Annotated in this window: 22 protein-coding genes; 16 read left to right on the top strand and 6 right to left on the bottom strand. The window is 47.6% G+C overall.

Going from position 1 to position 24,871, the window contains the following annotated elements; translation table 11 throughout:
- Positions 1-257: 257 nt before the first annotated feature.
- The gene (locus C9I89_RS22345) at positions 258-443 is read left to right on the top strand and encodes a hypothetical protein (RefSeq protein ID WP_146155070.1); all 186 of its coding nucleotides are present in this window, start codon (positions 258-260) and stop codon (positions 441-443) included.
- A 30-nt stretch (positions 444-473) separates the two neighbouring features.
- On the opposite strand, the gene C9I89_RS14210 is transcribed toward C9I89_RS22345, so the two are convergent.
- From C9I89_RS14210 to C9I89_RS23065, 4 genes are all read right to left on the bottom strand, one after another.
- The gene (locus tag C9I89_RS14210; protein ID WP_107283991.1) at positions 474-1,055 is read right to left on the bottom strand and encodes an HD domain-containing protein; all 582 of its coding nucleotides are present in this window, start codon (positions 1,053-1,055) and stop codon (positions 474-476) included.
- Positions 1,056-1,143: 88 nt separating this feature from the next.
- Positions 1,144-2,424 carry a RelA/SpoT domain-containing protein gene (locus tag C9I89_RS14205; protein ID WP_107283990.1) on the bottom strand — a complete coding sequence of 427 codons (1,281 nt, stop codon included), beginning with the start codon at positions 2,422-2,424 and terminating at the stop codon, positions 1,144-1,146.
- A gap of 374 nt (positions 2,425-2,798) precedes the next feature.
- Positions 2,799-3,188: a hypothetical protein gene (locus tag C9I89_RS14200; protein WP_107283989.1), complete on the bottom strand. Its 390-nt coding sequence runs from the start codon at positions 3,186-3,188 to the stop codon at positions 2,799-2,801.
- Between the two features lie 503 nt (positions 3,189-3,691).
- Complete coding sequence (locus C9I89_RS23065) at positions 3,692-3,916, bottom strand: helix-turn-helix domain-containing protein (protein ID WP_107283988.1); 225 nt, start codon at positions 3,914-3,916, stop codon at positions 3,692-3,694.
- A gap of 289 nt (positions 3,917-4,205) precedes the next feature.
- Here C9I89_RS23065 and C9I89_RS14190 point away from each other — a divergent pair, with 289 nt between their 5' ends.
- From C9I89_RS14190 to glgB, 14 genes are all read left to right on the top strand, one after another.
- On the top strand, positions 4,206-4,721 hold the full coding sequence (locus tag C9I89_RS14190; RefSeq protein ID WP_107283987.1) for a lipocalin family protein: 516 nt from the start codon (positions 4,206-4,208) through the stop codon (positions 4,719-4,721).
- A gap of 202 nt (positions 4,722-4,923) precedes the next feature.
- The gene (gene atpD, locus C9I89_RS14185) at positions 4,924-6,312 is read left to right on the top strand and encodes a F0F1 ATP synthase subunit beta (protein ID WP_107283986.1); all 1,389 of its coding nucleotides are present in this window, start codon (positions 4,924-4,926) and stop codon (positions 6,310-6,312) included.
- A complete protein-coding gene (locus tag C9I89_RS14180; RefSeq protein WP_107283985.1) occupies positions 6,309-6,713 on the top strand; it encodes a F0F1 ATP synthase subunit delta/epsilon in 405 nt (134 codons plus the stop codon). Before atpD ends, C9I89_RS14180 begins: the two co-directional genes overlap by 4 nt.
- Before the next feature lie 4 nt (positions 6,714-6,717).
- The gene (locus tag C9I89_RS14175) at positions 6,718-6,987 is read left to right on the top strand and encodes an AtpZ/AtpI family protein (protein WP_107283984.1); all 270 of its coding nucleotides are present in this window, start codon (positions 6,718-6,720) and stop codon (positions 6,985-6,987) included.
- Between the two features lie 54 nt (positions 6,988-7,041).
- Positions 7,042-7,689 (top strand): F0F1 ATP synthase subunit A, encoded by a 648-nt coding sequence (locus tag C9I89_RS14170; RefSeq protein ID WP_107283983.1) that lies wholly within the window; start codon positions 7,042-7,044, stop codon positions 7,687-7,689.
- Positions 7,682-7,948 carry an ATP synthase subunit c family protein gene (locus C9I89_RS14165; protein WP_107283982.1) on the top strand — a complete coding sequence of 89 codons (267 nt, stop codon included), beginning with the start codon at positions 7,682-7,684 and terminating at the stop codon, positions 7,946-7,948. Before C9I89_RS14170 ends, C9I89_RS14165 begins: the two co-directional genes overlap by 8 nt.
- A 51-nt stretch (positions 7,949-7,999) precedes the next feature.
- Positions 8,000-8,749, top strand: coding sequence for a F0F1 ATP synthase subunit delta (locus tag C9I89_RS14160; RefSeq protein WP_107283981.1), 750 nt, complete (start codon positions 8,000-8,002; stop codon positions 8,747-8,749).
- A complete protein-coding gene (locus tag C9I89_RS14155; protein ID WP_107283980.1) occupies positions 8,736-10,250 on the top strand; it encodes a F0F1 ATP synthase subunit alpha in 1,515 nt (504 codons plus the stop codon). Before C9I89_RS14160 ends, C9I89_RS14155 begins: the two co-directional genes overlap by 14 nt.
- Positions 10,247-11,089: a F0F1 ATP synthase subunit gamma gene (locus C9I89_RS14150; RefSeq protein ID WP_107283979.1), complete on the top strand. Its 843-nt coding sequence runs from the start codon at positions 10,247-10,249 to the stop codon at positions 11,087-11,089. Before C9I89_RS14155 ends, C9I89_RS14150 begins: the two co-directional genes overlap by 4 nt.
- Positions 11,090-11,399: 310 nt before the next feature.
- Complete coding sequence (locus tag C9I89_RS14145) at positions 11,400-12,077, top strand: TIGR00153 family protein (RefSeq protein ID WP_107283978.1); 678 nt, start codon at positions 11,400-11,402, stop codon at positions 12,075-12,077.
- A gap of 17 nt (positions 12,078-12,094) precedes the next feature.
- Positions 12,095-13,360: an inorganic phosphate transporter gene (locus C9I89_RS14140; protein ID WP_107283977.1), complete on the top strand. Its 1,266-nt coding sequence runs from the start codon at positions 12,095-12,097 to the stop codon at positions 13,358-13,360.
- A 263-nt stretch (positions 13,361-13,623) separates the two neighbouring features.
- Positions 13,624-14,841, top strand: coding sequence for a glucose-1-phosphate adenylyltransferase (gene glgC / locus C9I89_RS14135; RefSeq protein ID WP_107283976.1), 1,218 nt, complete (start codon positions 13,624-13,626; stop codon positions 14,839-14,841).
- 25 nt (positions 14,842-14,866) lie between these two features.
- On the top strand, positions 14,867-16,372 hold the full coding sequence (gene glgA, locus C9I89_RS14130; protein ID WP_425440417.1) for a glycogen synthase GlgA: 1,506 nt from the start codon (positions 14,867-14,869) through the stop codon (positions 16,370-16,372).
- A 160-nt stretch (positions 16,373-16,532) separates the two neighbouring features.
- Positions 16,533-18,713 carry a 1,4-alpha-glucan branching protein GlgB gene (gene glgB, locus C9I89_RS14125; RefSeq protein WP_245905494.1) on the top strand — a complete coding sequence of 727 codons (2,181 nt, stop codon included), beginning with the start codon at positions 16,533-16,535 and terminating at the stop codon, positions 18,711-18,713.
- An 84-nt stretch (positions 18,714-18,797) separates the two neighbouring features.
- On the opposite strand, the gene C9I89_RS14120 is transcribed toward glgB, so the two are convergent.
- Entirely contained in the window at positions 18,798-19,934 is a 1,137-nt protein-coding gene (locus C9I89_RS14120; RefSeq protein ID WP_107283975.1) for an ABC transporter substrate-binding protein, read from the bottom strand.
- A 40-nt stretch (positions 19,935-19,974) separates the two neighbouring features.
- A complete protein-coding gene (locus C9I89_RS14115) occupies positions 19,975-22,035 on the bottom strand; it encodes an adenylate/guanylate cyclase domain-containing protein (protein WP_245905493.1) in 2,061 nt (686 codons plus the stop codon).
- Here C9I89_RS14115 and C9I89_RS14105 point away from each other — a divergent pair.
- The gene (locus tag C9I89_RS14105) at positions 22,034-24,868 is read left to right on the top strand and encodes a cation:proton antiporter (RefSeq protein ID WP_107283972.1); all 2,835 of its coding nucleotides are present in this window, start codon (positions 22,034-22,036) and stop codon (positions 24,866-24,868) included. The genes C9I89_RS14115 and C9I89_RS14105 overlap by 2 nt on opposite strands.
- Positions 24,869-24,871 lie beyond the last annotated feature (3 nt).

Raw genomic sequence — 24,871 nt, 5'->3', positions numbered from 1 at the left:
AGGACATATAGAGCAAGGTTTGATGAAAAAGAGATAACTCGCTGAATAATTGGAGTTATCATTATGTATGCACAGAGGAATTCAGCCGGCTCATCAGTTCAGGCTGCAATCCAGAACGGTTATAACGTGACACATAAGGTCACACAAAACGTCGTTCAAAAGATGGTGAAGGCACATTGCATTTCTCGATGCTGAAAAAAATAAACACTTTCTACCTTCGGATCCTCCGCTACACGGGAAGTCCCAAACGAAATTCAATGACAGCGTCACTACGAACAGGTCAGCGGTATCGGGCGATGGGGAATGCCGATTACTTAAAGCAGCGACTAATTGATGGAAATGGGAACTATAACGACTGCGAAGATATCCGTTTTGCTTCAAAAGCCATTGCGCAGGCAGAGCTGAAACGTGAGAAAATTGACTGGTTCAGAGCATTCAATTGAGTCAAGCTTCAAACTTAAGACTCAGTGCCATCAGTTCAACAGGCCATCCTTAACCGCTTTTATTAATCTAACTTCGATCGCATCCCAAAGCTGGTGACTCCCCTCAGAAATACGACGGCGATTCAATGAGAAAACTTTCTCTTTCGGGATATTGTGCTTTTTCCAACTATGGCCGTTATCATGAAGATTATGGAGTAAAGGTGGAACACGATCTATTGCCCTTGCATATTTTGATTCGGGAGTTTCTCCTGCTTCAAACTCATGCCATAACGATAGATATTGATCTGCTTGACCTTGAGGAAGAATAGCAAAGATCCGTCTTATCCCAGACTCTTCATTCAATTTATTCTCAACTGTTTCACTTGAATAAATGATTTTGTCATCGGCATCGATCTCACCTAAATCGTGAATCAACAGCATCTTAATCACTTGATTTATGTCCACGGGGTCATTGGCGTAATCTTTAAGAATTAGAGAAGAAAGACAAACATGCCAACTATGTTCCGCTGAATTCTCATAGCGCCGAAGGCCGACGGGGCGAGTTTTACGAATAACCGATTTTAATTTTTCAACCTCGACAATGAAGTTAAGTATTTGCGTAATTTCATTCATCGATAGACTTCCATTAGTATTTAACACATTCTTCAAGCGTAGCTGAATCCGAACCAAAACTGCGAGCATAAAGCATCATCTCGATTTTTTATTGCCTGGTACGATTTAGATTTAACTGTGAAGTAAGTTTTTCTTTCTCTTCTTCACTTTCAATAAAAGAAATTATGTTTATTGAAATATCAACGAGACGATTACAACCTATGATCAATTCTTCATCGTTAGGCGTTTCAATACCATGAAGTAAATTGTTTTTCATTCTTCTTAAATAACTCAGTTCATTAGCTTCATCGACAGTAATTAATTTTCCATCAACAAGCTGCTCAAATTTTGCGGTGGAAAATTTTTTATGATGGCAATTCTTCTCACTATTAATAACACTGACTGCTTTTTCAAGAACTAGCCATGACTTAACAAAAAACTCAAATCCAGAGACATCAATTTTACTACCTAATAATCGCTTGAAATAATTTTCTAACTTATGATCACTTTCATCGTGAGCAAAGGAATCGCTAATCATCATAGTAAACAATTGATCTGATATTGTCTCCTTCTCGCTCTGATTGACTTTACTTAGATAATCAGTGAATTTCTTCGCACTAAAATCATCCGTTCCTTTTATGTAATTAAATAATATTTTTGTATCTCCTAGTTTTAGTTTCTTAATGTAATTTTTATTTAGTGTGCTTGTTATTAAACTAGTAAGCTCATATCTGCCTGATATATCATTATTTCTTTTTGTTCTTTCTGTCATTGCTTTTTGCAATCTTTCCAGGGCTATTTCTCCAGTTAGAACCAAGCCATTTATTTCATCTAGGATCAAAAGCTCTTCTTCAGATAAGTTTCCTGAAAGAGGTTTATAAACTAGATCGTGTTCAACCTCAGACCAAGCATGCATAAGTACAGATGCAACTTGTATTTCAAAAATAGCATTTTTATATCTATCTTTGCTCTTGTCTATATCAGCTATGTTGACTCTATAATGGGAAGCCCAATAACCAGAAAATCTTTTTTCAAATTTAGGTTTATGAGATTTTTCAGGAAAAACCTTTCTCTTATTTACTTTGAACAATTCATACACGATCTCATCAACAGGCTCCCTGTCTGATGGGAAATATAAAGCAACCCTAACACCTGCGAGGTCGACAATATCATCAAAAATATCACTTACTTTTTTGTATGGTTTATTATGATTTCGTTGTTCAAGCTTTATTTTTAACCTTTCAGGCTTCTTAGCTCTATATGAAACTATTGCCTTGATACCTCTTTTCGCCAACTCCTGTTCAAGTTCATTTGAACCCAATCTCGCCAGCTCAGCATAAAAATCGTATTGCCGGTTGTACTGTCCCAAAAAATCGTCAATAACATCCATAAATATTTATAAATCCTTGTAGAGCAAGAAACAATTTTGTAATAAGGTTCGTCACGTTAAACCAACCAATAACCGATCTCGACTTTGTTCAGTTCGTGATTAATCATATTGAAACTCACATTACCAACAAGTATTCCATTAAACCATATACCACAGACCATCTATTTTCCATCGGTGTGATCGTGAAGAGATCTCCGAGTAGACAAAATATAGTCTTGGGCGATTTTTGCAGTGTGGCAGTTAGGTCTGTTAGCTTGAAAAAATCACTGCACTAAAAAAAATAACCATAAGGCTATTTTCCGGTATATGTAAACTAAGGAATCGTAGTGGTCACACCGAAGTCTGAAAGATGCAGATAATACCGCTCTGCATGGCTAATTAAGGGGGCCAATTGCCAGAGCTGGCCCCTCCGTACCTGCGGCACCGACGATGCCCAATGAGCCATGTGATCTCCCCGGTTCTTGATTGCCGTTCAATCCATCAACACTTGCTGTTGCATCGGTACCGAATCGACCACCCTGACTAAGGGATCTGTAATTTCCTTTAGGGTCAGGAGATGGAACGATATTATCGCTTCGTTGAAGAAGGATCATGTCTTCGGCTTCCAAAACTTGAATACGTCGATGAGTACCTTCTGCCATCGCATTTACCAAGCTCGCCTTTCTGTCAATAATACTGAGCTTTGCATCATCTGCTGCCATTGCAGCACCGCTTATTATGCTTAATCCAACAACAGACAAGAATCTTATTCTGTGAATATTCATTTTTTCTCTACACCTTAACCTGCAACAACAACGATCAGCACGGCGGCAACTGAGTGTCTTACCCTCATAAGAAAACTGCTTGACCTTCGTTTACCAAGCCACTGACGAGTGTCTCCCCAAAATCAGGCCACTAAATATTGATGCTCATGTGGACAATCTTCCTACACAGCCATTCTTGTAATTAAGATTTTAACTTTAACTAGGGTGGTAGTATCGTACACCTTCTTCTCGTTGTTAGTATTAAGGAACATCATGTTTAAAGGTATTCATCATGTTGCATTATTTGCTCTGATTACGAGGTATCCAAGCATTTTTTACACCGAAGTTATTGGCCTATAAGTGATCGGTGAAAATTATCGAGAAGAACGAGATTCCCATATGGTTGAAGAAAGTAGAGAGTTGAAGCACGTTGTTGATTGTCTATAGGACTAGACACAGTTCGGTGTTTCTTCAAGATTTCTCATTTCTATATTAGAGCTCAGGGCTATCTAACTTTTGTTTCTTTATGAAGCCACATTGGAACCTATGCGACTGAATATACTTCCTCTACTCTCGGGTTTTATATCAGACAGTCCCTCCCGACGAAATGAAGACGGTGATAATCCTGCGTGTCTCTTGAATGCACGCGTAAAATTTTCTGGGTCACTGTCACCCATTTTTTGCGCAATATTAATGATACTGATATCTCTATTGAGTAGCGTTATGGCATGCACTGTTTTTTGCTGCATTATAACATTCTAAAAAATGGTGCCATGATATTTAAGTATCCGTTGAATGCTCCGTTTTGAGCAGCCGAAAATAGGGGGGGGGAAGGTGTAGTCAGCAGTGACAATTCAGGCAACTATTTACCTGACTGTGGGGCATAGATAACCCATATTGATGCACCTGATGACAACATTAGATTGGCTCACGGAAACAATGGTTTTAGATGACATGAAAATGGTCCAAGCGTGGGATTTGAGAGCCACACTTGTCGAGTAGACCGTGACGAGCCGGTATCAGGAATACGGAGAAAACATGAAAAGAGTACTAATAATTATCACATTGTTGTTTCTATGTGGCTGTCTTGGTATGCCAGAGCGAGTAACTCCGGTAAATGAATTCGAAATTAATAATTACCTCGGTAAGTGGTATGAAATAGCTCGACTCGACCATTCATTTGAAAGAGGTCTGACAAACGTTACTGCTGAATACAATTTGCGAGAAGATGGCGGTGTTTCTGTTCTTAATCGAGGCTTCTCTGAATCAGATGGTGAATGGCAAGAAGCAGAAGGAAAGGCGTTTTTTGTAAAATCACCGGATGAAGGTTATTTAAAAGTATCCTTTTTTGGTCCGTTCTATGGCTCCTACGTCGTATTCGATTTGGATAAAGAGAATTATCAGTATGCTTTCGTCTCGGGTCCTGACTTGTCGTATTTATGGTTGCTATCCAGAACCCCACATGTCGCACCTGAGATCTTGGAACGATTTATTACCATATCTAAAGAATTAGGTTTCGACACAAAAGAACTGATTTTAGTCGAACAGAAATAATACCTATCCAGGTCGCCGAGTGGCTTTAAGCCTCAGCCGCCAAACACCCTACAACATCCAATAGAATAGTTATAACGTGACACATAAGGTCAACCACACGGGCCATACAGCAATATTGGGCAATTCTGCTACGATGAGAATATAAAGCATAAAAGTACAAGTAAATTAATCGTTCGATACACAGTTTGTGGCTGAGGTATTCATGGTTGAAGCTGAAAGGAAGCCGGTACCCATAGGCGTTATCACGGAGATCCACGGCCCAGTGGCAGTTATCGACTGTGATACGCTGCCGCCTCTGCATCAGGCCTTGTGTGCCAACGTCGCAAATGAAACCTACCTGTTCGAGGTCCATCAACACCTTGATAAGCGCCATATCCGCACTATCATTTTGCACCGAAACGCTTCTTTGCATCGGGGCATGGTTGTTTATGATACTGGTGCTTCACTTCATATCCCTGTTACACCTGACTGCCTCGGACGCTTACTGAATATTTTCGGTGAGCCGCTGGACGGCGGCAGCGCGCTTAAAACGACGGAATTCCGTGACGTCCATAGCAAACCCGTTCCGATCCATGAGTCTGTAGGGGTAGGCAAAGTACTAGAGACCGGCATCAAAGTCATTGATCTTCTCTGCCCCTTCATCAAAGGCGGTAAAACAGGGCTGTTTGGTGGTGCAGGCGTTGGCAAGACGGTCCTGATCATGGAGTTCATGCACTCCGTCGCCACGCTGCACAAAGGGGTATCCGTCTTTTCTGGCGTAGGCGAACGGATACGCGAAGGTCACGAGCTTTGGCATGCAATACGCGATGCCGGGGTATTGCCGCAGACTCTGATGGTGTTTGGGCAGATGGATGAGTCGCCGGGGGTCCGTTTCCGTGTCGGGCTTTCGGCGCTGACCTATGCCGAATATCTGCGTGATACCCTGAAAAAAGATGTACTGTTTGTGATGGATAACATCTTTCGCTTCGTCCAGGCTGGCAGCGAGGTCTCCAGCCTTCTTGGACGTATGCCCGCGACCGTAGGTTACCAACCCACCCTGTCGACAGATGTCGCTGAGATGCAAGACCGGATCCTTTCTACGCACAACGGAACAATCACCTCGGTACAGGCAGTTTATGTGCCAGCAGATGATATGGCTGATCCGGCAGTCAGCACCATCCTCAGCCACCTGGATAGCACCGTGATCTTGTCTCGTGCGCAAGCCAGTAAAGGCATCTATCCCGCGGTTGATGTCTTGCAGTCAAGCAATAAGCTGATGGATCGCCATACGCTCGGACCTCGCCATTACAGCATCGCTGAAGGTGTTCGCGAACACCTGGCTCGCTACCATGAGCTGGAGGACATTATCACGATGTTGGGGGTGGAAGAGCTATCCGTCGCCGATCGCAAAATCATCATACGAGCACGCAAGCTTCAACGCTACCTCACTCAGCCTTTTTGGACGACAGCCGCACACTCCGGTATCCCTGGTGTGTCGGTACCGCTTGAATCTACGCTGACTGACTGCGAGAACTTTCTGCTTGGTCATTACGATGAGATCCCCGAAGAGCGATGCTATATGCGGGGCGTTATGGAGGATTTGGTACGGTGAAGGCGTTTACGCTCAGGCTTCAGGATGCCACTCATTCCGAGGAAATCGTGGATGTCTCTTCTTTTACCGGTGAAGACGACTCCGGCAGCTTCGGAATACTGGCAGATCACGCGCGTTTCATGACGATTCTTTCGGTCGGGATAGCGAGGTACCGTATCGGCGATGGTAGCTGGAAATATCTGGCTGTACCTGGTGGGGTTATTTATTTCCACAACAATATACTCACATTATGTACTTACCGCTATCTGCTGGATGATGACTACATGCGCATAAGCCAGGCTCTGCAACAACAATTGCTGGCAGAGGAAGAAAAGTTACAGACGCTTAAAGAAAGCCTTCATCATATGGAAGAGGAGGTGTTCAAGCGGCTATGGGAAATTGGCAAGAAGGAGTCGGTTTAATACCATGCCTAAACTTAATGGTTTGAAAGAAAAAATAGAACGTCAGGCAAACCGCATGAAGAAAGCTGAGCGAGAGCAACAGACGCTTATCGGTCAGACAATCTACATCGGAACCTTGGGGCTACTACTCGTATTACCTATTGTCGGGGGAGCCTATCTCGGCCATTGGCTAGACAGCATGATGGACGGTTACTCTATTCGCTGGACAACGAGCCTGATCCTGCTCGGAGTGATGATGGGTGCAGTAAACGTCTATCTTTTTATTAAGGAATAGTGCCATGAAGAAAGATAGCTTACTGGCACCAACCGACTTCATGCTGTGTTTTTTATGATAGACAGCACCGTAGTCACAACATGGGTAATCATCGGCGTCGTATGGCTGCTCGCCTGGTTGTTGTCGCGTCGGTTATGTATCAATCCCGGACTGGTGCAGACCGCAGTTGAAGGCATCATCGTAAGTATTGAGAATGCCATTGCGGAGGTCGCGCCTCAACACGCCCGACGCCTGATGCCATTTATCGGCAGCCTTTGGGTATTCCTGGCTATCGCCAATCTCAGCGGACTCATCCCGGGCGTCCATTCCCCGACTCGTGACCTATCGGCGACTTCTGCGCTGGCAATTATCGTATTTCTGTCGACACACTGGTACGGCATCCGGCTTCAGGGCTTGAAGCGTTATCTGATCCATTACATCAAACCCAGTCCAATCCTATTGCCGTTTCACCTGATCGCGGAAATCACCCGTACAGTAGCTTTGGCGGTGAGGCTGTTTGGTAACATGATGAGCCTGGAAATGGCCGCCTTGATGTTTCTCATGGTGGCGGGATTTCTGGCACCGGTGCCAATCCTGATGCTTCACATCATCGAAGCCCTGGTACAAGCCTACATCTTCGGCATGCTCGCGCTCATCTATGTCGCGGGAGGCCTGCAATATCAACACCAGCGGCAGCAACAAGAAGGAAAATCGCATGCCTGAATTATCTACCTTTATTACGACATCCACCGCTGCAGCAATATTCGGTATCTCATTGGGTGTTATGCTGCCGGCGGTTGCTATGGGGTGGGCTGTTAGCCGGGCCATGGATGCTTTAGCGCGTCAACCCGAGGCGGAAAAAGCAATAATGCGCACGCTCTTCATCGGCTTGGCCATGATTGAGTCACTCGCGATATATGTACTCGTTATTGTGCTGATCGTATTGTTCCGTAATCCACTGCTGGAATATCTTATTCGGTAGGATCGAGCGCGCAACTACATTGGTAACGCTCAACCATGAAGGAGTGATGTTTTGGAGTTAAGCTGGTCTACCTTCCTGCTGGAAATCGTCAATTTTCTGGTTTTGGTTTGGATTCTTAAGCACTTTCTTTTTAAACCGGTTATGGCGGTGATCACCCAGCGCCGTACCGGTATTGAGGAGCAGCTCGCCGAATCCCAGCGCCTTAATGATGAGTCCACTGTCTTAAAAAAAGAATATAAAAATCGCTTGGCTGATTGGGAGCATGAGTGCCAGTTGGCACGAACCGAGTTAATGGAGGAGCTTAACGCTGAGAGGCAGTCCAAGCTAAACCTGCTGAAACAGACACTTGAACAGGAAAGAGAAAAAGCCAGAGTAGCCGAATCTCGCCAGCTTATGGAAGCCACCCGTGAGATAGAGTATCAGGCATTACAACAGAGCGCGCAGTTCGCCAGCTCTCTGCTCAGCAAGGCCTCAGGTCCAGAACTGGAGATACGCCTGCTGGATATCTTGCTGGACGATTTGTCTTCACTCTCCAGTGAGTATACCGCCTCGCTACGGCTGCAATGGGGCGAATTACCTGAAGCGATTATGATCACCAGCGTTTACCCATTGCCAGATAACAAGCGGCAAGAGCTGGAGAAAGTACTCGCAACAATCACCCAATTGTCAGTACCCGTACATTATGACCAGGAGCCTGAGCTGATCGCGGGATTGCGAGTCACTATCGGCGCCTGGAGATTGCATGCCAATGTACGAGATGACTTAAAAGGTTTTGCGGAATTTGCCTATGCCAGTAAATGAGTACGAACTCAGCAGTCCCCTTACACAGCAAGCCGCATGGCTCAAGGATTACAGAGCGGGCTTACGCATCGAGGAGCGGGGAATCGTCCTGTCCGTCGGGGATGGTATCGCAAGGATTACGGGGCTTCCCTCGGCGGCGATGGACGACATACTCACCTTGGAGGACGGTAGCCGGGCAATGGTTTTTGATCTGACCGACGATCAGGTAGGCGCCGTTTTATTACATGAGACAAAGAGCCTGACCGCCGGAACCCCGGTCCATCATGCCCGCCACCCTTTAAGCGTTCCTGTCGGTGACGGGCTACTCAGCCGGGTCATCGATCCGCTGGGCATACCGCTCGATGGAAAAGCCCTGCCGACCGTTTCGGCATGGCAACGTATAAATAGCTTTTCGCCCCCGATTACCAGCCGAGATTTTGTTCATTCGCCTTTATATACGGGTATCAAGATCATTGATACATTGATCCCCATCGGTAAGGGACAACGACAGTTGCTCATCGGTGACGAAGGTCTGGGCCGAAGTGCACTCGCACTCGATACGTTGATTAACCAACGAGACAAAAATGTACGCTGCGTCTATGTGCTCATCGGCCAAAGACGCTCTACCGTGCTCAATACCATAGACATTCTGCGCGAGTATGGTGCACTGGAGTATACAACGGTGGTTGTTGCGGAGGCGAGCAGCCTTCCCGGATTACAGCACCTCGCTCCTTTTTCCGGCTGCGCAATTGCCGAATATTGGATGCAGCAAGGGCTAGACACGCTGGTTGTGTATGACGATCTCAGCACCCACGCTAAAATATACCGCGAGCTGTCGCTGCTTTTGCGGCGACCGCCGGGACGAGAAGCCTATCCCGGCGACATTTTCTCGATACATGCCCGTCTGTTGGAGCGAACCACCTGCCTGAGTCCGGCACATGGCGGCGGTACAATGACCGCACTGCCTATTGTTGAAACCCAGCAGGGGGAAATCGCCGGCTATATACCAACCAACCTGATATCGATTACAGACGGACAGATCTATCTTGAACGTGATCTGTTCACCGGCGGCTTTCGTCCAGCAATTGATATCGCCCGATCTGTTTCTCGTATTGGCGGGCAAGCACAGCACCCTCGCATCAAGGAGGAGGCGGGGAGTATGAAGTTAAATTACCTGCAGTTCCTAGAGCTAGAGAGTTTCACCCGCTTTGGCGCTCGTCTTGAGGCCTCCATGGAAGCCGCGATTCAACGCGGCCTGACATTAAGGGAGATCCTCAAACAGGAGCAATTCTCTCCTCTCCATGAAGTTTCTCAACTGGCATGGCTCGTGGCTTTTAACGATGGTCATTTCAATAATACCGAGCGAAAAAAAATCCGTTCTCTCCTCGATATCCTCGAACACCAGGCACAAAACACCAGCCTGACTCTTGACAGCCCCCGGGACAAGTGGAGCCATGCGGTAACCGATTGGCTGTTATCCGCCACTACTGTTCAGGGAAACGCCGAGGAAAATTCCCCATGACTCGACGCCAAGACTTACAACACCATCGCCATAGCCTGCACGAGATCAGAAATATTTTAAACGCCATGAAAACGCTAGCCTATATGGAAACCCGCAAGCTCAGCACGTTTCTTGATTCTCAGCATAAGGTAGTTGAAGGCCTAACCGAAGTGGCCTCCGACTTTGTTAGTTTTTATCCTGAAGCACTCCCAGAAGAAATGAAGACAACCCCGGTATATCTCCTGATCGGTACCGAACGGGGTTTCTGTGGTGATTTCAACCAAGCCGTGATACGTCATACTGAGCAGTCTTTAAGTACGCATCCGAACATTAAGCCAACCTTGATCGTCGTCGGACGCAAGCTTTACAACCTAATGCCAGACGATATGCACGTATCTGCCCGAATAGATGGCCCCATCGTAGTGGAAGAAGTACCGGCCGTGCTGGACCATGCCGTGCAAGCTCTCGCTGACTTGCAGGCACAACACCCGATGCTAAGTTTGTATGGTGTTTACCATAGTGGCGAGGAGGGTCTTGTCACGAAAAAATTATTACCGCCTTTTGAACATAACCGGCACCAGCCTCCGTGCTTCCCATATCCGCCGCTACTGAACCTACCCCCAAAAGGGTTTCTATTCGACCTAACGGAACAGTATCTTTTTGCTGCTTTGCATGAATTACTCTATACCTCTTTGATAGAGGAAAACCACCGCCGCATGATACACCTTGAAGGCGCAGTCAAGCACCTTGACAATCTATCGGATGAACTGACCCAGCAATTTAATGTCCTCCGCAGGGAAGAGATTATCGAAGAAATTGAGGTCATTTTGCTTAATACCGGTAGTCTTGATGATGGTTGATATAAACATAAATAATCTAGCTATAGCTACAACAAAATACGCAATGATAAATCAACAATAGATTATAAAGAGTGGCCATAATATTCACCGCAAAGCTGGTAATCCATTGGGAATAAAGGGCAGATTACAAAACACTAACATTCTTGATAACCAGATATATAATTAAGACTGAAGGGCAACGTTTTTACAATATTAAGGTGTTATTCAGCCCCATCACCGTTGGTCTGAAATAAAATTCTAAGCTAACGTGTTTTTATCACGAAACAGTCTTAAATTTAAACATGAGACTAACACTTCGTTGGATAATATTATGACAAGAAATTTGATACTGGATGTCTTTGCTAAATCGCCACTGAAACCATTAGAGCAGCATATTCGACTGGTCGCTAAATGTTGTCATCAATTAAAACCATTTTTCCGTGCTTGTGTCGAGAATGAGTGGGAAAAGGCAGAAGTGATCCGCAAGCAGATATCGGAGCTGGAGAAAGACGCCGACCGGCTAAAGCGAACGATCCGGCTCGAATTACCCAACAATTTTTTTATGCCGGTACAACGTACTGATGTACTGGAACTACTGACTCAGCAGGACAAAATTGCCAACAAAGCCAAAGATATTTCAGGCCGGGTAATAGGGCGTAAGTTACAAATCCCAGATGAACTCTCAGAACAGTTTTTTGATTACTTAAGCCTCTGCATTGATGCTACCGAAAAAGCCGCAGATGTGATCAATGAACTTGATGACTTGTTAGAAACGGGCTTTAAGGGGCGTGAAGTGGATCTGGTTGAAAAAATGATCAATCAGCTCGATAAAATTGAAGATGGCACCGATTCCATGCAAATTGAGTTACGCCGTTCTTTATTGGCAATAGAAGCAGATTTAAATCCCGTTGATGTCATCTTTTTATACCAGATCATCGAATGGGTCGGTGAACTTGCCGATTTAGCTGAACGTGTTGGTGCACGTTTGGAAATTATGCTGGCTCGCTAACATAAGGTAACGGCTGAATGGACATACTTACTAGTTACGGAACCATACTGGTTTTGTTTGCCGCTGCGGTCGGCTTTTTTATGGCCTGGGGTATAGGGGCTAACGACGTTGCCAATGCAATGGGTACGTCGGTCGGCTCTAAAGCCCTGACCATTAAACAGGCCATTATTATCGCCATGATCTTTGAGTTTGCCGGCGCTTATCTCGCAGGCGGAGAAGTCACCTCTACAATTCGTAAAGGCATCATTGACGCGAATTATTTTGTTAACGCGCCCGAGCAACTGGTGTTTGGTATGATAGCCTCGCTATTAGCTGCTGGGTTGTGGTTGTTGATAGCCTCTTATCTGGGCTGGCCAGTATCAACCACCCATTCAATTGTCGGTGCTATTGTTGGATTTACCGTGGTTGCCGCCGGTACAGATGCCGTCACCTGGAGCAAAATTGGTGCGATTGTTGGCAGCTGGGTTATCACTCCACTCATTGCTGGCATTATCGCCTTTATTATTTTTAACAGCGCCCAGAAACTTATTTTCGATACCGATAAACCGCTCGATGCGGCCAAACGCTATGTACCGGTGTACATGTTCTTGGCCGGTTTTATCTTATCGTTGGTAACCATTAAGAAAGGATTAAAACACATTGGACTAAACCTCGGTGTTGCCGAAGGGTATTTATGGGCCATTGGTGTTGCGATTATTGTTGCGATTATTGGTAAATTCTTCATTACCCGCATCAGCTTTAGTGCTGATGCCGACAAAGATATGCATTATACCAACGTCGAAAAAGTTTTTGCTATTTTAATGGTGATCACTGCCTGTTGTATGGCATTTGCCCATGGTTCTAATGATGTTGCCAACGCTATCGGTCCGTTGGCTGCGGTGGTAAGCGTGGTATCCAGCGGCGGTGAAATTGCAACAAAAGCAGCACTTTCCTGGTGGATACTGCCGTTAGGCGGAGTTGGTATTGTTATCGGTCTTGCGGTATTCGGCCAGCGGGTTATGGCAACTATCGGCCAAGGTATTACTCATTTAACGCCTAGCCGCGGTTTTGCTGCCGAACTGGCAGCCGCCTGTACCGTTGTCATTGCATCAGGCACGGGTTTGCCAATATCAACGACGCAAACATTAGTGGGGGGCGTATTGGGTGTGGGAATGGCGCGTGGTATTGCCGCAATAAATATGGGGGTAGTGCGAAATATTGTGACATCCTGGATTATTACTTTGCCAGTTGGGGCAGGCTTATCGATCATCTTTTATTCGATAATCAAAAGCATCTTTGCCTGACCGGATTTTATTTAATTCATTCAGGTACTGGTATGGCAACCTTAAGGGCGTTGGAAAAGCAACCATAGAACGCACTAGCTTGTTAACCTATAACAGCAAGGTTTACTCTCTGGATTGTCGTCTATTTCCCGAACTGTACTCTTAAAATAGGTTTCTGCTTTATTAATTTTACTGTTCAAATTAAATACACCTTATGATATAAGTCTATATGATGTATACGCGTTGCGTATGCACGAAACGGCATAATGATAATGGAGTATAGGATGTCTGGCGTTTTAGGAATGATACTGGCTGGTGGCGAGGGTTCGAGATTACGCCCCTTGACTGATAAACGTACTAAACCTGCAGTCCCATTTGGCGGGAGTTACCGGCTTATCGATTTTGCATTAAATAACTTTGTTAATGCAGATCTTCTGAAGATATATGTACTGACTCAATTCAAGTCTCAGTCGTTGTATGTTCACATGAAAAAGGGTTGGAACCTGACTGGTATCACAGACCGATTTATTGACCCGATCCCGGCACAAATGCGTATGGGCAAGCGCTGGTATGATGGAACAGCTGATGCTATTTATCAGAATATTGGTTTTATTGAACTGGCTGAACCGGACCAAGTCTGTATCTTTGGTAGTGATCACATCTATAAAATGGATGTGAAACAAATGCTGGATTTCCACAAAGAAAAAGAGGCTGAACTGACAGTTTCTGCCTTGCGTATGCCTCTTAACGAAGCCAGTGCCTTTGGTGTTATTGAAGTTGATGAAAAAGGCTGCATGATTGGTTTTGAAGAAAAACCCGCTAAACCAAAATCTATTCCGGGTGATCCTGACCATGCCCTGGTTTCAATGGGTAATTATATTTTTGAAACTGACACGTTGTGCGCCGAATTAAATGAAGATGCGGCTAACGAAAATTCCAGCCATGACTTTGGTAAAGACATTATTCCAAAGCTATTTCCGCAGGGAAAAGTGTTTGTTTATGACTTCAATTCAAACATTATCCCTGGTGAGAAAAGTAATGGCTATTGGCGTGATGTAGGTACGATCGAAGCTTACTGGCAAGCGCATATGGATCTGCTTTCCGAAGATGCCCCTTTTTCATTGTACAACCGCCAATGGCAGCTCCATACTCATTACCCACCATTACCACCAGCAACTATTTTAGATAGTGAAGACTGCAAGGTAGATATAAATAACTGCATGATTTCAGCGGGTAGCTATATTCGAGGCGCTCACATTCACCAATCGGTACTAGGCTTCCGCACCAATGTTGATCACAACAGCACGATTTCTGAATCTGTCATTTTGGGCGATGTAAAAATAGGTGCAAACTGCATAATTCGTCGCGCGATTATCGATAAAGATGTACAGATTGCCCCGGGTACGGTGATTGGTGAGAATCTTGAAGAAGATAAAAAGAAATATCACGTATCTGACGACGGTATTGTCGTGATCCCGAAAGGAGCGAAAATTGGCTATTAAGAAGTTGGCGACTAAAAAGAAAACAGTGCCAACAGCGCCGCTTAAGGTTTTATTTGTTTCATCTGAAGTAGAGGGGCTGGTGAAAACCGGCGGCCTTGCCGATGTTGCTAAATCTTTGCCTGCTGCCTTAAAGCTGATGGGGCACGATGTTCGAATTGTAATGCCGTTTTATAAGACCGTTACAGGTCGTGAACAGGCGGTTTCGTTACTATCAACAGAGCTATACGTAGAACCGCAACCTGCTGCCGTTGGTTATCAGGTCATGCAATTAGCAAGTGGCGATGTGCCCGTTTATGCGCTGGATGCACCGCAATACTTTGATCGCCCTGAATTGTATGCCGAAAATAATCAGGCATATCCAGACAATGGTGAGCGTTTTGCCTTCTTGAGTGCGGCGGCGCTGGATATGTGTGAGAAAGTCGACTTTCAGCCAGACATTATTCACTGTAACGACTGGCATACCGGCCTGGTGCCTTTCCTACTGAAAACCCGTTATGCCCAGAGTGATTTTTTTGCTAATACCAAGAGCGTGATCACTGTTCATAATGCGGTATTTAAAGGTATTTTCAATTACGATCAGTACCGCCTGATCCCTGAATTGATTCAACACCGTTACATTAACGCTGAAATAGATCCCTCTCATATCAGTATGCTTAAAGCAGGTGTCGCATATGCTGATAAAGTGAATGCGGTAAGCCCTAATTATGCCTCAGAAATGCTGACTCATCTCGGCTCACACGGTATGGAGGCTGACTTCCAAAACCGAATCCGTGATTTATATGGCATTGTGAATGGCTGTGATTATGGCGACTGGAATCCGGAAACCGATCCTTATATCAAGCAAAAATTCAAAGCAAATAAAGTCAGCCTCGCTCGGGGTAAAAAAGCCTGCAAAAAAGATTTGCAGCAGCAGGTAGGTTTGCCGGTTGTTGATCTTCCGGTATACGGCATGGTGTGTCGCTTAACCGAGCAAAAAGGCATCCATTATCTGATCCCGATTTTAAAAGACTTCCTGGTCAATGAGGTTCAGGTCGTTATTGTTGGAACCGGCGATCCGGCATTGGCGTCGGCTTTGCGTCAAATTAGCGAAGCGCATGCCGATAAATTCGCCTTTGTTGAAGCATACAGCAATCCCTTGGCTCACTGCATTACAGCCGGGGCTGACTTTTTTATGATGCCTTCTGAATTTGAACCCTGCGGCCTAAATCAAATGTACAGCTTAGCGTATGGTACATTACCTGTCGTTCGCGCGGTTGGCGGATTAATTGATACCGTTATTGATTATGACGACAAACCTCACGTCGCGACCGGATTTATATTTAGCGATCCGACCCCAGAGGCTCTGTTGATTAAACTGCAACGTAGCCTTCTGCTGTACAGCCAGAAGCCACAGGAATTTAAACGCTTGCAACAAAATGCAATGGCATGCCAGTTTAGCTGGCAGGAATCGGCACAGCAGTACCTTGAGATGTATCTCGATGGTGACATGTTGCCGTCTGTTACATCGACAGAGTCTGCATCCGGCGTTTAATAACCGGTTCGAACTTCTTTAAGCCCTCATAAGAGGGCTTTTTGAGGTTCTATTGCCAGCTTTAGATGATGTATTTGCTCATCAGGAAAGAATCGATTGAACTCGACGCTTAGCAGAAGTGGGAGCTAAAGCTCTTCAATGATCAATAAGGAGTACTTCGTTGAACAGAGAAACACAGGGTGAAAAGGAATACAGCCAGCTAGAGAGAGCCGCATTTTCAGATCCATTTTCCTTTCTAGGGCCACAATACAATTCTGAAGAGATCTCACTTCGGGTATGGATGCCAGGAGCTGAAAAGGTTGAGGTGGAACTCGAATTTGGCAAGCGTTTCACTATGGAGCGCGAATCAGCCAGCGGTTTTATCCTGAAAGGAAAAACAGACCTGACCACGGCAAATTATCAGCTGCATGTTTGTTGGCCAGACGGCCAGCAATCGATTAATGACCCTTATCAGTATCATCGTATTTTGCCTTCTGACGAGGCGCTTTTCACCCCGTCACAGATGTACAATGAAATGGGTGCACAGCTAATTACACTGGAAAAAGCTGGCCAGGGGGTTTCAGGCGTTCGTTTTCTGGTTTTTGCACCAAATGCTTCTGCTGTCAGTGTCGTCGGTGAATTTAATGGCTGGGATGGCCGCCGCCATCCCTTGCAACGCATGGATCATGGCCTGTGGGGATTATTCATTCCCGGGCTTGCCGAGGGTGAGTGTTACAAGTTTGAGCTGAAAGACAGCTCAGGCAATGGCCTGCCCCATAAAGCCGATCCATGGGGTTACCATGCCGAGCAGTACCCGTCTTTCTCGTCGCTTGTTTTTGATCAGGCCAAGTACCAGTGGCAAGATCAGGCATGGCAAACCCGTGAAGAAACACCAAAGCACCAACAGCCGCTGTCTTTCTACGAACTTCATGTCGGGTCATGGCGCAGGAATGAACACGGTGAATTTTTGACTTACCGGGAGTTGGCACAAGAGCTGATCCCTTATTTAACCGATATGGGGTACACCCATATTGAACTGATGCCGGTGTCAGAGTATCCGTTTTATGGCTCTTGGGGCTATCAGCCTATAGGCCTGTTTGCCCCTACCAGTCGCTTTGGTTCGCCGGATGATTTCAAGTATTTTGTTGATGAGTGTCACCAGGCAGGTCTGGGGGTGGTACTTGACTGGGTGCCGGCACACTTTCCGTCCGATGATCACGGTTTGGCAAACTTTGACGGTACCGCATTGTTCAATGATCCGGATCCGCGCCGTGGCTGGCACCAGGACTGGAGCAGCTATATCTACGATTATAGCCGAGATCATGTACGCCGCTTCCTGGTGTCGAATGCGCTGTACTGGTTTGAGCATTTCCATATTGATGGCTTGCGGGTCGATGCCGTTGCCTCAATGCTTTACCACGATTATTCCCGCAAGCACGGCGAATGGCTCCCCAACCAGGATGGCGGTAATGAAAACTATGATGCCATCAGCCTGCTGAAGTGGATGAATGAAGAAGTTTATCGCCACTATCCCAATGCGATGACCATTGCCGAAGAGTCTACAGCTTTCCCAGGTGTTTCCAAACCAACCGCAATGGGCGGTTTAGGCTTTGGCTTTAAGTGGAATATGGGGTGGATGCATGACAGCCTGTCATACATCAAAGAAGAACCTATTCACCGCAAATACCACCACAATACCCTCACATTCCCCATGATTTACGCATTCAGTGAGAATTACGTCTTGTCGCTTTCTCATGATGAGGTGGTATACGGCAAAGGATCGATGCTCGATAAAATGCCGGGGGATGAGTGGCAGAAAACCGCTAACCTGCGTGCCTATATGGGGTATATGTACGGTCAGCCGGGGAAAAAGCTGAACTTTATGGGGACCGAAATTGCCCAGAGTGCCGAGTGGAACCACGATGGTCAGCTTGAATGGCACTGGCTGCAGTATCCTCGCCATCAAGGGATGCAATCTTTAGTCCGAGACCTAAACCGGTTGTACACCAGCGTTCCGGCACTGTATGAGCTCGACTGTTCGCCGGAAGGTTTCCAATGGCGAGTGCAAGATGATGCCGAGCAAAGCGTACTGGCCCATGAGCGTTTTGCGCTCAATGGCGACAAAGTGTTGGTGATCAGTAACTTTACGCCAGAACCGCGGAATGGTTATACCCTGGGTGTGCCGGAGAAGGGGCAATACCGCCTCGTACTCAATACGGATGCCACCAGCTATTGGGGCAGCGGTTATGCTGTAGATGAATGTATTGAAGTGGTGGAAGAGCCGAGTCATGGTCTGCCGTATTCCGTCAAGGTGACTTTACCGCCGTTATCAACCCAATTTTTGGTATTTAGCAAAAACTGAATGTCCAATAAATAAGCAAGGTAAAGCCAGTGGAGCAATCTGCTGGCTTTTCGTCCACTGAACAAATAGCGTGACCGTGAGCCATCAGGGCTCAACCCGCATACTGAATGAAAACTCGCCGTTTTTTACCTCAAGCACCACGGCACTTTTGATCGGATCGCCCGAATCACGGAACTTAATTTTCCCAGTAACACCGTCATAAACATCGAGATTGTTGAGTGCATCGCGGATCCCCTCAGGCTCTACGCCTCCATGGCGTTTCGCAGCCTCAAACAACATCCCGAAGGCATCATAAGTCAGGGCTGCCACATCGTCCGGTTCCCTGCTGAACGTCTGGCGATAACGCGCCCTGAAATTCATCGTCTCGTCATTGGAGGTATCAACTGCATAGTGCGTGCTGAAAAAAGCCCCCTCAATCGCATTACGCTGAGCTGGCGGTATTTGAGCCCAGCTATCACTGCCGAGCAATTTGGCCTGGATTCCTACCTCTCTTGCCTGACGGGCCTGACCAGGCACTTCATTGTAGTAATTGGGCAGAAACAGCACATCGGGTTCAGCGGCCTGGATCCGGCGCAACTGCTTTGAAACATCCTCTGTGTCACGGGTATAGAACTCAAAGGCGACTATCCCGCCCCCCAACGCCTTAAAGGCTGTCCTGAAAACCTCTGCCAGATTGCGGTTGTACTCACTGGAGATATCATAAAGAACGGCTGCCTTTTTATATCCCAGCTCATCGTAGGCAAAACTTGCCATCACCTGTCCCTGAAAAGTATCAACAAAAGCGACACGAAAAACCCAGTTTTTATCCCGGGTTGTTTCCGGGTTCGTCGACCAAGGACTGATCATAGGGATCCGGGCGTACTCGGCGTATCTTGCCGCAGGGATCGCGTTACGGCTGGCCTGAGGGCCAACAATGGCGCTAACGTTTTGCTGATTGATCAATCGCAGAGCAGCACTGATAGCCTGCTCGGCTTTATCCTGATTATCTTCGATCAACAGTTCCACCCGGTATCGTTGATTGTCAATGATCAGACCGCCGCTGTCGTTGACTTCCTGAACAGCCAGTTTCGCAGCTTCTACCGTGGCCAGCCCCACTTCCGGAATATGACCGCTTATCGGTGCAATCAGGCCAATCCTGAACTCTCTGCTCCTTGATTGACGATCGTCACAACCGCTCAAAAAAAGGCCGGCAAGCATCAGCAAGGTAATAATTAATTTCATATAAGTATCCTTCGTTCAAACCCTGCATAACAAAAGCAACCTAACTGATCGCCTCTTTTTTACGCCCTTTTAAAATATAGGTGTGCATTTTTCCTTTTCCTTTGATACCTATCATCCCGCGATCGGAAAAAACAAACTGATCCCGCAAGTGTCTGTGGGTCGCTTCGGTGATCTGGATCCCCCCTTTAAGTCCCTGAGACTCCATTCTAGACGCCGTATTTACTGCATCTCCCCAGATGTCATAGACGAACTTTTTCGTGCCTATCACCCCCGCCACGACAGGCCCGCTGTTGATCCCAATGCGCATGCTCAGATCGCTATCATGCCTTCGGTTGAAACACTCAATCACTTCCATCATGTCCAGTGCCATCTCAGCTATCACCTGGGCATGATCATCTCGCGGGATGGGGATCCCGGCCCCAACCATATAGGCATCCCCGATGGTCTTGATCTTTTCCAATCCCCGTTGCTCACTCAAGCGGTCAAACTCAGAGAATATTTCGTTGAGCAGCCCTACCAATTCAGCTGCTGACAGTTGAGCGGACATGGGGGTGAAGTTGACGATATCAGCGAATAAAATTGTGACCTCGGCAAAGCTGTCTGCGATAGTATCCTCGCCATGCTTGAGACGTTCTGCAATCGGTGCCGGCAGGATATTAAGCAGTAGATGTTCCGACTTTTCCTGCTCCGCGGCTAAATCGTCAAGTGTGCTTTTAAGCCGCTCGATCATAATATTAAAGTTTTTCGCCAATAATCCGGTTTCATCCTGAGTCATAACCGGCGCCGACTGATTGAGATCCCCGGCAGCGATTTTCAAGGTGGTATCCGTTACGGCCAGAATAGGCCGGGCAATCCGAACGGCAATAAGGTAAATCCCGATACTCAGCACCCCAACCGCCAACAGGCCAACACTTAGGATCATCCCGCCAAGACGGTTGGCAGGTGCCAAGGCAGTGGCAGCCTGAATTTCAGTGATCAGCGCCAGGCCCAGATTGGGAAGCCAGCGGTAACTGCCAATTACCGGTACGTTGTTATAGTTGTTATAGAGGCCCGCTCCGTTTTCTCCCTTCAGGGCCGCCTCGATACCCAAGCTGTGTACGCCCCGCGGATAGGACTCATCGCCAAAGTGTTCGGCTGAAATAAAACGGTTGTGAGCATCTATCAAATAAGCCTCGCCGCTGTCCCCCAACCCGGTTCGCCTGCTGACAATCTCGACCAGAACTGACAACCTGATATGGGCTGCCAGCACGCCAAGGAGTTCTCCGGTCGGGCTCAGAAGCGGCGTCGACACCGTCAGGGTCGGTGAGGCGGTCTCGGCTCCCGGATACACCTTCTGCAAATAGGTTCCCTGCCGCCCTTTGGTGAAATATTGATCGCTGAGCCGGTACTCCCCCTCATGAGACGGATCCGTGGAAAAGAAAACCCTGCCGCCGATGTTTGTCAGCAGTAAAATTTCCGTCAAATCAGAGGCGCTCGCTGAGCCATAGTCAAGAAACGTGGACAAAAACAAGACTTCGGCCAACTCCAAATATGCAGCCTGGTATTGAGCAGAATCAAACTCCTTCGACAATAGTGAGTCGGCAGCTTTACGCAGTTCATCAAGTCCGGCAATTTTCGTCGCAATAGCAATCTGCTCGGAAACAAACCGATTAATCTCGAACTCTTTATGATCAGCAATAACCTCAAATTGCGCGATCGCCACCTGCTTTTGAGTTTCAGCTGAAAGAAAATACGTCACTGCCGCCAGAGCAACAACAACCAGCACTGAAACCAGCAAGAAGTAGGCCGTCATCCGCGCCTTCAGGCTCTTTTGCAAAAGCCCCATTGGAATCCCCCTGAAAAACAAATAAAAAATGCTCCTCACAAAGTCAGTATAGACTTCAATACCCATTTTTTGAGCTAACCTAAATATATTGCTCCACCTGAGCTCAGGAGAGAGCTGATGAGTCAACATTTCAGGAAGTACCTCTTCCTGACACAGTTTGTCCAATTCAGCCGACGACGTTTCCTTCAAGCCGCCGGAGCGGTTGGTACGGCAGGGACTTTCGCCTTGTTGGCAGCGAGAAGACAGGAAACGATCAATCTTAGGGGCTCTTGCCATGCATGAAACATTTCTCCTGGTCCTGGGGCTCGTTGGCCTGCTTACCATTGCAAGCCTTCTGCTGCCCATCGCCAACCGTATCAACTTTCCCTATACGGTGTTACTGGCTGCCGCGGGAAGCCTTTTGGGTGGCATCGTACTGGCGATGAGTGGCATTCACTCCCCCGGAATACTGGGAGATTTTCTGGTTGCGCTCGAAGCGCTGGATATTACCTCCGAAGCTGTATTTTTTGTCTTCTTGCCTGCTCTTATCTTCGAATCGGCACTGAATATCAATGCCCGCCACCTGATGGCCGATCTCGCTCCGATACTCCTGCTTGCGGTGCTCGGGCTGCTGATCTCCACCCTGCTTGTCGGCTTATCCGTCTGGTACGTTTCCGGTATCAGCCTGGTAGCCTGCTTACTGGTTGGTGCCATCGTATCGGCCACCGATCCGGTCGCCATCGTCGCCATCTTCAAAAACCTCGGGGCCCCAAAACGGCTCACCATCCTGGTCGAAGGGGAAAGCCTGTTTAATGATGCCACCGCGATTGTGCTCTTTACGATTCTGGTGACAATACTGATCAGCGGTGCAGAAGAGAGCGTGCTGTCTGCGGCCGGCAAATTTATGACAGTTTTCTTCGGAGGCATTCTGGTCGGCCTGATCGCCTCCTGGCTCGTGGCATCTTTGATCGGCCGGCTGCGTAACCTGCCACTGGTCGAGATCACACTCACCATCTGCCTGGCCTACCTGAGCTTTCTGTTAGCGGAGCACTACCTGCATGTATCCGGCGTGATGGCTGTCGTCACTGCCGGTCTGGTGATCAATTCGTTCGGGCGTACCCAAATCTCGCCCCATACCTGGCACACACTGACCGAAACCTGGGAAGAGCTGGTGTTCTGGGCCAATTCCCTGATCTTCTTCCTGGTGGGCCTGCTGGTTCCCAAAGTATTGGTCGATTTTACCTCTGCCCAGCTACTTTCGCTGATCGCCTTAACCATCGCGGCGTTCCTGGCCCGTACCGTGGTGCTGTATCTGGTGCTGCCGTTGCTGAATAAGCTCGGACTGGGACAGCAAATCAGCATGGCCTTTCGCACTGTGATGCTGTGGGGGGGATTACGCGGTGCCGTCTCACTGGCACTGGCGCTGGTGATCCTCGAGACGCCGGGCATTGCCCCGGAAATCCAGGCTTTTGTCGCCTCTCTGGTCACCGGTTTTGTGCTGTTCACGCTTTTTGTTAACGCACCGACCATGGGAATGATGATGCGCTTTTTTGGGCTTGACCAGCTGCCCCCCGCAGAGCGACTTATTCGCAACCGGGTCATGGCACTCTCGATAAGGCATATCCGTGAGGGACTTGAGCACGCCGCACACGAGGATAAAATCAATCCGATCATCGCCACCGGTGTTGCTGACATTTACGAGCAGCGATTGAACAGGGTTGAACACTCGATGTCACGAACTGGTCAGCAACCCGATACCGTCACTCTCACTGTCGGACTGAGCACACTGACCAACCACGAGCGTCACCTCTACCTAAAACGCTTCTCTGACGGGCTGGATTCTGCCAAAATCACCCGCACCCTGCTGTTCCACGCCGATGATCTGCAAGATGGGCTGAAGATTGGCAAGGTTGGCGGTTATCAGGAAACCATCAATACCCATCTGAAATTCGGTATCCTGTTTCATACAGCCATGTTGCTGCAACGGCATCTGGGGATCACTCGTCCCCTGGCGATACAGCTTGCCAACCGCTTTGAAGTGCTTCAAGTCACCGATACCGTGATCACGGCGCTGATCAGCTTTAGCCGGAAGAAGATCCCTTCATTATTTGGCGAGAGCCTCGCCCACGAACTGGAACAGTTATTGACCGATCGCCTGAAAACCACCCAGCAGGCACTGGAAGCACTCCACCTACAATATCCGGAATACGCAGAAACGCTCCAGAAGCGCCACCTTGTCCGCGTGGCCTTACGCCTTGAGGAAGCCAGTTACCGCCGTATGCTTGATGAAGATATCATCAGTCAGGAAGTGTTTAATGAGCTGGGACGGGAGATTGACAAACGCAGCCGCATCATGGATCGCCAGCCGCGGCTGGATCTCGGGCTGGAGCCGGCCAAGCTGGTAGCCAGAGTACCGTTCTTCGCCGAACTGGGTGCGCACCGTATCAGCGAAATTGCCGCGGTGCTCACCCCGCAGCTGGTCGTGCCGGGCGAACGGATCGTCACTCTGGATGAACCAGGCAATGCGATGTACTTTATCTCCAGCGGTGCAGTCGAGGCCGCAACGAAGCACCAGAGCATACGTCTTGGCAGCGGCGATTTCTTCGGTGAACTGGCATTGCTCACCCAGGAGCCCCGCAGCGCCGATGTCACCGCTATAGCCTATTGCCAACTTCTCGTCCTGCGGGTGGAAGATTTCCAGAAAATAACGTCAGCGCATCCCTATCTGCAGGAGCGTATCACCCGGATTGCCAGCGAGCGTCTGGATCCGGAAAGCCTGGTGGCAAAGGTTCCTTTGTTTGCCGGATTGGACAGCGATCATATTGCTGATATCGCCAGTCAACTAAAACCGCTTCTCGTCGCACCGGGCGAACGAGTCGTACATAAAGGAGAGGTTGGCAATGCGATGTATTTTATTGCTGCAGGCTCAGTCGACGTAACGAACAACCATGCTCCCATTCGCCTGAGCCGAGGTGACTTCTTTGGTGAGCTGGCACTACTGACTCAGGAGCCGCGCAATGCCGACGTCACCGCAGCCAGCTACTGCGAATTGCTGGTCTTGCAGGGCAACGACTTTTCTCCGCTTCTTGAGTCTAACCCCGATCTGAAGGAGCGGATCTGTATACGTTAGGCC

This window comes from Photobacterium lipolyticum, from assembly GCF_003026475.1.
GTDB classification, from domain to species: domain Bacteria; phylum Pseudomonadota; class Gammaproteobacteria; order Enterobacterales; family Vibrionaceae; genus Photobacterium; species Photobacterium lipolyticum.
Note: the sequence above shows the minus strand (reverse complement) of the source record. Positions and strands in the feature narration are given on the sequence as shown.